This window comes from Streptomyces palmae, from assembly GCF_004684805.1.
GTDB classification, from domain to species: domain Bacteria; phylum Actinomycetota; class Actinomycetes; order Streptomycetales; family Streptomycetaceae; genus Streptomyces; species Streptomyces palmae.
Genome location: NZ_SRID01000292.1, coordinates 1 through 8873, shown reverse-complemented (window position 1 = coordinate 8873; position 8873 = coordinate 1). Strand labels below are relative to the sequence as shown.

Sequence of the window (8873 nt, the reverse complement as noted above, 5' to 3'; positions counted from 1 at the left end):
GCCGATCTGGGCGTGGCCTCGGGCAACGGCAAGGGGCAGATCTTCGTGAAGGGCGAGGTCATCAAGACCGTGCCGGAGTCGAAGATCGTGGAGACCCTGATCGAGGAGGCCATGAAGATCGCCGAACAGATGGAGAAGGACGGCGTCGCCTCCGGCGCCCCCACCGTCGTCACCGCGGGCAAGTAGCACAGCCGTCGGGCCCGGCACCGTGAGCGGCCCACCGCCTGCCCGCTCACGGTGCCGGGCCAGCGGTGCTACTCGGCGGAGGTCACCCGTAGGAGTGGCGGGGTACAGTGCGGAGAATCGACTCTCCCGGCCCCAGGCCCGCGACCGTGAGGCAGACCGACACGTGCTCACGACCACCACCACCAAGGTTCTTGAGCCCGCCGAGCTCGACGACGCTCTCGCGGTGCTCAACCGCGATCCGGTCGCCAACGCCTTCGTCGCCGCCCGCGTCCAGGCCGCCGGCCTCGACCCCTGGCGGCTCGGCGGCGAGATGTGGGGCTGGTACAGCGCGGGGCGGCTGCAGTCCCTGTGCTACGCCGGCGCGAACCTGGTGCCGGTCTGCGCCACCCCCGCCGCGGTACGCGCCTTCGCCGAGCGCGCGCGCCGCTCCGGGCGCCGTTGCTCCTCCATCGTCGGCCCCGCCGGGCCCACCGCGGCCCTCTGGTCGCTGCTCGAACCCAGCTGGGGCCCCGCCCGCGAGGTACGGGCCCGCCAACCGCTGATGGTCACCACCACCATGCCCGCCGGCATCACCCCCGACCCGCTGGTGCGGCGCGTCCGCAAGGACGAGATGGACGTGATCATGCCGGCCTGCGTGGCGATGTTCACCGAGGAGGTCGGCGTCTCCCCGCTGGCCGGCGACGGTGGACTGATCTACCAGGCCCGGGTCGCCGAACTCGTCGGAAGCGGACGCTCCTTCGCCCGCTTCGAGAACGGACAGGTGGTCTTCAAGGCCGAGATCGGCGCCGCCACCGCGCACGCCTGCCAGATCCAGGGTGTCTGGGTGGCCCCCGAGTACCGGGGCCGCGGCCTCTCCGAGACCGGCATGGCCGCCGTCCTCGGCTATGCGCTGCGCGAGGTCGCCCCGGTCGTCAGCCTCTACGTGAACGACTTCAACCTGCCCGCTCGTGCCGCCTACCGGCGGGTCGGCTTCCAGGAGGTCGGCGCCTTCATGAGCGTGCTGTTCTGATGCGCGCCCCCGCCGATGCGCCGCCCGACCGGGGTGTCGGTCGTCCCAGTAGGGTGCCGCCGTGACCCCGCTCCCCTCCCGACGGAGGGGACTTCCCACCCGAAGGTCGTGGTCCAGCCCGATCCGGCCCCTCGCGGGGGCGCGGGGAGCGCACCGCGAGCCGCCTCGCTAGGAGACTGATGGAAGAGCTCGCCGTCGGACCGCTCGACCTCGCCGCCCGGGTGGACGACGCCCTCGCCGTACAGGCCGTCGCGTTCGGCCTCACCGATGAGGAGGTCGCCGTACGGCGCCACATCGTGCTCCGGCACCTCACCAGCCCCGGCGCCCGGGCCCTGGGCGCGACCACCGCCGACGGCCGGCTGGCCGGCTTCGTCTACGGCATGCCCAACGACCGCACCCAGTGGTGGTCCACCGTGGTCGAGCCCTATCTGCGCGCCGCCGGTGAGGAGCACTGGCTGGACGACTCCTTCGTCGTCACCGAACTGCACGTCCACCCCGCCTACCAGAACCGCGGCATCGGCCGCCGGCTGATCACCGGCCTCACCGACGGCGCCGGACTGCCGCGCAGCATCCTGTCCGCCATCGACGCCGAGACCCCGGCGCGCGGCCTGTACCGCGCGCTGGGCTACCGCGACCTCGCCCGGCGCGTGCTCTTCCCCAGTGCGCCCAGCCCATACGCCGTGATGGGCGCGCCGCTGCCCCTGCGCCGGCGTTGACGGAGCGCCCCGCACTGGCCCCGTCCCACCCATGGGGAGGGGTGTCCGGCGCCCGCCACCCGCGTACCGCCGGGTAACGCGTTTCCGCTTCCCCCGTCGGGGCGGCTAACCTCCTGCCATCCCATCACGCACGCAGGAGACACCCCATGGCCCATGCCGTCCACGCCCAGCGCATGTCCAAGCTGATGCTGAAGACGCTGCGCGACGACCCGGCCGACGCCGAGACCGCCAGCCACAAGCTGCTGGTCCGCGCCGGGTACGTGCGCCGCTCGTCCGCCGGTGTCTGGACCTGGCTGCCGCTCGGCAAGAAGGTCCTGGAGAACGTCTCCCGGGTGGTGCGCGAGGAGATGGACGCCATCGGCGCCCAGGAGGTGCTGCTGCCCGCGCTGCTGCCCCGTGAGCCCTACGAGATCAGCGGCCGCTGGGACGAGTACGGCGACCTGCTCTTCCGGCTCAAGGACCGCAAGGGCGCCGACTACCTCCTCGGCCCCACCCACGAGGAGATCTTCACCCAGACGGTCAAGGACCAGTGCACGTCCTACAAGGACCTGCCGGTGATCCTCTACCAGATCCAGACCAAGTACCGGGACGAGGCGCGGCCCCGCTCCGGCGTGCTGCGCGGGCGCGAGTTCCAGATGAAGGACTCGTACTCCTTCGACACCACCGACGAGGGCCTGGCCGAGTCCTACCGGCTGCACCGCGAGGCCTACCAGCGGATCTTCGCCCGTCTGGGCATGGACTACCGCATCGTGTCCGCGGTCTCCGGCGCCATGGGCGGCTCCGCCTCCGAGGAGTTCCTGGCCCCCGCCGCGGCCGGCGAGGACACCTTCGTGGACTGCCCGCAGTGCGACTACGCGGCCAACACCGAGGCGTACACCATCACCGTGCCGCCGGTCGAGGGCGAGAGCCACGGCCCCGTCGAGGAGCTGGACACCCCCGACACCCCGACCATCGAGACCCTCGCCGAGCACCTCGGCGTCCCGGCCTCGGCCACCCTGAAGAACCTGCTGGTCAAGGTGGACGGCGAGATCACCGCGGTGGGCGTGCCCGGCGACCGGGAGGTGGACCTCGGCAAGCTCGCCGAGCACCTGGCGCCCGCCACCGTCGAGCTGGTCACCGCGGAGGACTTCGCCGACCGCCCGGACCTGGTGCGCGGCTACGTCGGCCCGCAGGGGCTGGCCGGCACCGCCTTCCGCTACCTCGCCGACCCGCGGGTGGCCCCCGGCACCAGCTGGATCACCGGAGCCAACAAGCAGGACACCCACGCCCGCAACGTGGTGTGCGGCCGCGACTTCGAGGTCGACCAGTACCTGGACGTCACCGTGGTCGAGCCGGGCGACCCGTGCCCCCGCTGCGGCGCGGGCATCGAGCTGGACCGGGCGATCGAGATCGGCCACATCTTCCAGCTCGGCCGCAAGTACGCCGACGCCTTCCAGCTCGACGTACTCGGCCAGAACGGCAAGCCGGTCCGGGTGACCATGGGCTCCTACGGCATCGGCGTCTCCCGCGCGGTGGCCGCACTGGCCGAGCAGACCCACGACGAGTCCGGGCTGTGCTGGCCGCGCGAGATCGCCCCGGCCGATGTGCACGTGGTCGCCGCCGGCAAGGCGCTGCAGACCGAGCTGGCCCTGGAGGTCGGCGACAAGCTGGCCGCGGCGGGCGTGCGCACCCTGGTGGACGACCGGGCCGGCGTCTCGCCGGGCGTGAAGTTCACCGACGCCGAGCTGATCGGCGTGCCCACCATCCTGGTGGTGGGCCGCGGCGCCAAGGACGGCCTGGTCGAGCTCAAGGACCGCAAGACCGGGGAGCGCGAGGAGCTCACCGTGGACGCGGCCCTGGCCCGCCTCACGGCCTGACCCCCCGCACCGCACAGCGCACCGCGGCCCCGTTCCCGTCCGGACCTGACGGGTACGGGGCCGCGGGCCGTCCGGCGGCGGCCCGGCGCCCGCGGCGGGCACCGGCACGGGCCGGTCAGAGCCAGCTCGCGAACTCCAGCAGCAGCTCCCCCCGGCGGCGATCGCCGGCGACCACCTGGCGCAGTCCGGCGTCCACCGCGCGGAAGAGCGTCCAGCCGTGCAGCCGGTCGCGGTCGACCTCGAGCGAGTCGGCCAGCTTGGCCAGCCTGCGGCGGACCACGGCAGCCGGACCGGAGCCGGCGGCCAGGTCCTCGAAGCGGTCCAACACCAGCCGCGCCAGGTCATAGGCGCGCTCGCCCACCAGCGGGCGCGGACCGACCGTCAGCCAGGGCGCGCGCTCCCCGGAGAGCACCTTGCCCTGCCGGAAGTCGCCGTGCAGCAGCACCAGTTCGGGCGGCGACTCGACCAGCTCCGCGCGGACCCTCATGGCCTCGTCCACCAGCGGCCCGGTCTGAGTACCCCAGGGCCCGGCGGAGGCGGAGGCGGCGCGCAGCAGGGCCACACGGTGCGCGGTGAGGTCGGCGACGGTGCGGAAGGAGTGGTCGGCAGCCGGTTCCACCCACAGCCGCCGCAGCGTGCCGGCCGCCTCCAGCAGGGCCTTCGCCTCCGGCAGGGAGCGCAGTGACACCGCGCCGCGCAACCGCTCCAGCAGCAGCGCGCCGCTGTCCGGGTCGGCACGGAGCAGCCGTACCGCGCCCCAGCCGTCCCACCGCTCCAGCGCCGCGCCCTCCCGCTCCGCGTCCGGGCCGGGCACCGGGAACTTCAAGGCCGCCGGGCTGCCGTCCGCCTGGGTCACCAGCACGACCATGCTGTGCAGACCGCCGGGGACCTGCGTCCGCAGCGGAGTCAGCTCCCAGATGTCCAGCTGCCGCCGGACGGTGCCGGGCAGATCGGCCAGCCAGGCCATCGCCGGGCTCTCGGGGTCCTTGCTCAGCGCGTTCAACAGCCGCTGCGGCGGATCGAGGGGGGCCGTGGGATACCCGCCGGGCTGCGGTCCTGCTGCCATTCCTGAGCTTTCCCCTCGTCTTGCGGTCGGTCGTCGTGTGGTCGATCCGCGGTCGCGGTCGCGGCGCGCGGCTCGGGGATGCGGGCGTCCGGCCGCCGCGGGCGGGGTGCCCGGACTGTCCGGAAGCAGCCCCCGGGCCGGCTCACAGCCTGTTCGCCCCACCGCCCGAGGGCGCCGCGGAGGCGGCCGGGGTGGCACGCTCGGCGAGCCCAGGGAAGGCTACGCCGCCGCCGCGCCAGCGCACCGCCCGCACCGCCGCCTCCCGGAGCGCCCCGGCGGCCTCCCGACGGCGCGGCCCCTCCGCGATCCGTACCAGGTCCGCGTAGACGGCGGCCACCCGGTTCTCCAGCTCGGCGGCGAGGCGCACCGCCGCCGCCGCGTCCGGTACCGCGAACGGCAGCGCGTAGGCGGCAGCCGCCGCGACCGGGTCGCCATCGAGGTCGCGGACCATCCGCTCCAGGGCGTCCCGCCGGGCCCGGTGGGCGGCGTAGCCCTCACGGGCCTCGGACAGCCGGTCGTCGCCGACCCGGCCGCCGACCACCCCGTAGCCGTACACCGCGGCGTGCTCGGCCGCCAGGGCGGCCTGCACGGCCTTGAGCACGGCGTCGTCGCCGCGGCGGGCGGAGCCGGCGGCGGGCCGGACCGGTCCGTTGGTCATCTCAGCGTCCCTTCCAGACGGTGTACGGCTGCGAGGGCGGCCGCACCGGCGGCGCGCGGCGGCAGCCGGTGCGCCGGGCACGCCGGGTGCCGCGGCGCGGGCCCGCGCGATGTCATCGGCCGCCCTCGGTGAGCAGATAGGCGTGCGCGGCCCCGCAGGCGGCCACCGAGGCGAGCAGCCGGGCCAGCTCGCCGGGCGCCTCGGCCAGCGCCGCGGTGCGGGCGTCCGCGGTGCGGCGCTCGGCCCGCGCCAGGGCGGCCAGTGCCGCCTCCGGCCGGTCCGGGACCGGTGTGCCGTCGGCGCCGGAGTGCGCCGCGCCGTGCTTGGGTGCCGCGGAGGCGGAGGCCGGGGCGGGGCTGCCGGAGGGGGCCCCGGGCGTGCCGCCGGCCGGCCGGCCCGCGAACGCCTGGGCATGCCGTGCGGTCTCCGCGCGCAAGGGGGCCAGCCGGTCGGCGAGCGCGGGATGGGCGGCGAGGGTGGCGTCGTACCGGGCCAGCAGTTCGGTGCTCTGCCGCTCGGCCCGGGCGCGCAGCCGCTCCGCGGCCGGGGACCGCGCGGACCGGTCGGCGTCCGGCCGGTCCGTTCCGTCGGCGCAGCCGCCGAGCAGGGCCATGGCGCCGGCCGCGCCGCCGGCCAGCAGCAGGTGTCGTCGGCGCGGGCCGCCGTGGTCCCGCGGATACGTGGTGAGCGGCACGGTCCTCTTTCCGGGTGGTGCGGTCCTGGAGCTTCGCGGTGCGGTCGTGCTGGGCGGTTCGTCGTGGTGCAGCGCGGTGCGTCGAGACGTCCACGGGGCCGGCCTCGGCTGCCACCGGTGCGCCGCCGGGCGCTCCGAGGGCGTCCGCTGCGGCGTGATCACCGCAGGCGAGCGTACCCAGGACGGCGGCCCGCGCGCTGCCGCCCCCGCGGCGAGCCGGGGCGATCGTCCGGGGCCTGCGGAAACGGCCCCGAGACGGCCCGGGTGCGCCCATGAGCAGCCGAATCGTCAGCCGCCCGCCGGAACGGATAGGCTTTGACCGACACGCGACCTTCCCACAACAGCACACGCGGCCGAGGAGTCACCCGGATGAGCACCACCCAGAGCGAGCGGCTGCGCGGACTACTGGAGCCGCTGGTCAGTGCCCGAGACCTGGATCTGGAAGAGATCGAGGTGACCCCGGCGGGGAAGCGGCGTGTGCTGCGCATCGTGGTGGATTCCGACGAGGGCGTCCAGCTGGACGCCTGCGCGGAACTGAGCCGGGCCGTGTCCGAGACGCTCGACGCCACGGACGCCATGGGCGCCGCCCCGTACGTGCTCGAAGTGACCTCTCCCGGTGCGGACCGACCGCTGAGCGAGCCGCGGCACTACCGCCGCGCCACCGGTCGGCTGATCAAGGCCCGGTTGGTCGAGGGCGGGGAACTGGTCGCGCGGATCATCGCAGTGGACGACGAGGGTGTGGACCTCGAAGTGCCGGGCGTGAAGGGGCGCAAGCCCACCGCCCGAAGGCTGGCCTTCGGTGAGATCTCCAAGGCCCGGGTGGAGATCGAGTTCAACCGCAAGGCGGCGGAGAAGACCGACGAGAGCAAGGAGGAGGCGTAGCCGTGGACATCGACATGAGTGCCCTGCGGGGTCTGGTTCGGGAGAAGGAGATCTCGTTCGACCTGCTGGTCGAGGCGATCGAGTCGGCCCTCCTCATCGCCTACCACCGGACCGAGGGAAGCCGGCGGCGGGCCCGGGTGGAGCTGGACCGCTCCACCGGGCATGTCACGGTGTGGGCGAAGGAGAACCCGGAGGACCTCGCGGACCTGCCGGAGGGCGAGGAGCCGCGGGAGTTCGACGACACCCCGTCCGGCTTCGGCCGGATCGCGGCGACGACCGCGAAGCAGGTCATTCTGCAGCGGCTGCGCGACGCCGAGGAGGAGATCACCTTCGGCGAGTACGCGGGGCGTGAGGGCGATGTCGTCGCGGGCGTCGTCCAGCAGGGCAAGGACCCCAAGAACGTCCTGGTCGACATCGGCAAGCTGGAGGCCATCCTGCCGGTGCAGGAGCAGGTGCCGGGCGAGGAGTACACCCATGGCACCCGGCTGCGGACCTATGTGGTCCGGGTGGTCAAGGGCGTGCGCGGTCCCTCGGTGACCCTGTCGCGTACCCACCCCAACCTGGTGAAGAAGCTCTTCGCCCTGGAGGTGCCGGAGATCGCGGACGGCTCGGTGGAGATCGCCGCGATCGCCCGTGAGGCCGGCCACCGAACCAAGATCGCGGTGCGTTCCACCCGGTCCGGGCTGAACGCCAAGGGCGCGTGCATCGGGCCGATGGGCGGCCGGGTGCGCAGTGTGATGGCGGAGCTGCACGGCGAGAAGATCGACATCGTCGACTGGTCCGACGACCCCGCCGAGCTGGTGGCGAACGCACTGTCGCCGGCCCGGGTGAGCAAGGTCGAGGTGGTGGACATGGCGGCACGCTCCGCGCGGGTCACCGTGCCGGACTACCAGCTGTCCCTCGCCATCGGCAAGGAGGGGCAGAACGCCCGGCTCGCGGCCCGGCTCACCGGGTGGCGGATCGACATCAGGCCCGACACCGAGCAGCCCGCCGGTCAAGACTGAATCCGGACGTGTCGCGCGCACGGCAGTGATGGCGCGATGCGGAAGAGTAACCGTTCGATCACTCCCCCGAAGGGGTGGGGTCGATTCAGAGAGGTAGACTTAGGCAGTGTCTGGCCGGACGCGAGCTGGTGCATGCCCTGAGCGAACCTGCGTGGGTTGCCGGGAGCGGGCGGCCAAAGGCGAACTGCTGCGCATCGTGGCGGTCGAGGGCGCTTGCGTTCCCGACCGGCGCGGTACGCTGCCCGGTCGGGGCGCGTATGTGCACCCCCGGGCGGTCTGCCTTGACCTGGCGGTCCGCCGCCGGGCGTTTCCCCGGGCCTTCAGGGGGCCGGGGCCGCTCGATACCACGGCCCTGCGCCGTCATATCGAGCAGTCTGCGCAAGCAGAGCGGGCAACACCGTAAGAAGCAGCAAAGAAGAACGGCACGGGTCACCGTGCGGTCAGGTACCTCGCGAGTCGGAAGTAGGTCGAGATTGCGATGAGCACTCGATGAGTACGCGATGAGTACGCCCATGAAGTAGCGACGGTCCGGCGGTAACCGGACCTCAAAGGAGCGAAGTGGCTAAGGTCCGGGTATACGAACTCGCCAAGGAGTTCGGCGTAGAGAGCAAGGTCGTCATGGCCAAGCTCCAAGAACTCGGTGAATTCGTCCGTTCGGCGTCCTCGACGATCGAGGCGCCGGTGGTACGCAAGTTGACTGACGCTTTCCAGGGCGGCGGTTCCGGCCGCTCCGGTGGGAAGCCCGCGGCGCCGCGCAAGGCGCCGACCCCTGGGGCCCCCCGTGCGGGCGCCGCCCCCACCC

The 8873-nt window shown here is 73.6% G+C and carries 10 protein-coding genes and 1 pseudogene; 8 read left to right on the top strand and 3 right to left on the bottom strand.

Going from position 1 to position 8873, the window contains the following annotated elements; translation table 11 throughout:
* The 4 genes and pseudogenes from E4099_RS24240 to E4099_RS24225 all read left to right on the top strand — a co-directional run.
* Window positions 1–186: pseudogene (locus tag E4099_RS24240) on the top strand (flavodoxin-dependent (E)-4-hydroxy-3-methylbut-2-enyl-diphosphate synthase); the annotation flags it as partial.
* A gap of 163 nt (window positions 187–349) precedes the next feature.
* The gene (locus E4099_RS24235; RefSeq protein WP_135341242.1) at window positions 350–1195 is read left to right on the top strand and encodes a GNAT family N-acetyltransferase; all 846 of its coding nucleotides are present in this window, start codon (window positions 350–352) and stop codon (window positions 1193–1195) included.
* 179 nt (window positions 1196–1374) lie between these two features.
* Window positions 1375–1911, top strand: coding sequence for a GNAT family N-acetyltransferase (locus E4099_RS24230; RefSeq protein WP_135341241.1), 537 nt, complete (start codon window positions 1375–1377; stop codon window positions 1909–1911).
* 146 nt (window positions 1912–2057) lie between these two features.
* Complete coding sequence (locus E4099_RS24225; protein WP_135341240.1) at window positions 2058–3767, top strand: proline--tRNA ligase; 1710 nt, start codon at window positions 2058–2060, stop codon at window positions 3765–3767.
* A gap of 115 nt (window positions 3768–3882) precedes the next feature.
* Here E4099_RS24225 and E4099_RS24220 read toward each other — a convergent pair whose 3' ends face one another.
* The 3 genes from E4099_RS24220 to E4099_RS24210 form a co-directional block, all read right to left on the bottom strand.
* Window positions 3883–4833, bottom strand: coding sequence for an aminoglycoside phosphotransferase family protein (locus tag E4099_RS24220; RefSeq protein WP_135341239.1), 951 nt, complete (start codon window positions 4831–4833; stop codon window positions 3883–3885).
* 142 nt (window positions 4834–4975) lie between these two features.
* Window positions 4976–5491, bottom strand: a complete 516-nt coding sequence (locus tag E4099_RS24215) for a ferritin-like domain-containing protein (RefSeq protein WP_135341238.1) — start codon at window positions 5489–5491, stop codon at window positions 4976–4978.
* A gap of 112 nt (window positions 5492–5603) precedes the next feature.
* Window positions 5604–6185, bottom strand: a complete 582-nt coding sequence (locus tag E4099_RS24210) for a hypothetical protein (protein WP_245245129.1) — start codon at window positions 6183–6185, stop codon at window positions 5604–5606.
* A gap of 369 nt (window positions 6186–6554) precedes the next feature.
* Between E4099_RS24210 and rimP the strand changes: the two genes are divergently transcribed.
* The 4 genes from rimP to E4099_RS24190 all read left to right on the top strand — a co-directional run.
* On the top strand, window positions 6555–7067 hold the full coding sequence (rimP, locus tag E4099_RS24205; protein ID WP_135341237.1) for a ribosome maturation factor RimP: 513 nt from the start codon (window positions 6555–6557) through the stop codon (window positions 7065–7067).
* A gap of 2 nt (window positions 7068–7069) precedes the next feature.
* Entirely contained in the window at window positions 7070–8071 is a 1002-nt protein-coding gene (gene nusA / locus E4099_RS24200) for a transcription termination factor NusA (RefSeq protein ID WP_135341236.1), read from the top strand.
* Window positions 8072–8177: 106 nt separating this feature from the next.
* A complete protein-coding gene (locus tag E4099_RS24195) occupies window positions 8178–8474 on the top strand; it encodes a YlxR family protein (RefSeq protein WP_135341235.1) in 297 nt (98 codons plus the stop codon).
* Between the two features lie 155 nt (window positions 8475–8629).
* Window positions 8630–8873 (top strand): translation initiation factor IF-2 N-terminal domain-containing protein (locus E4099_RS24190; RefSeq protein WP_135341234.1); only part of this gene is annotated, 244 nt, incomplete at its 3' end.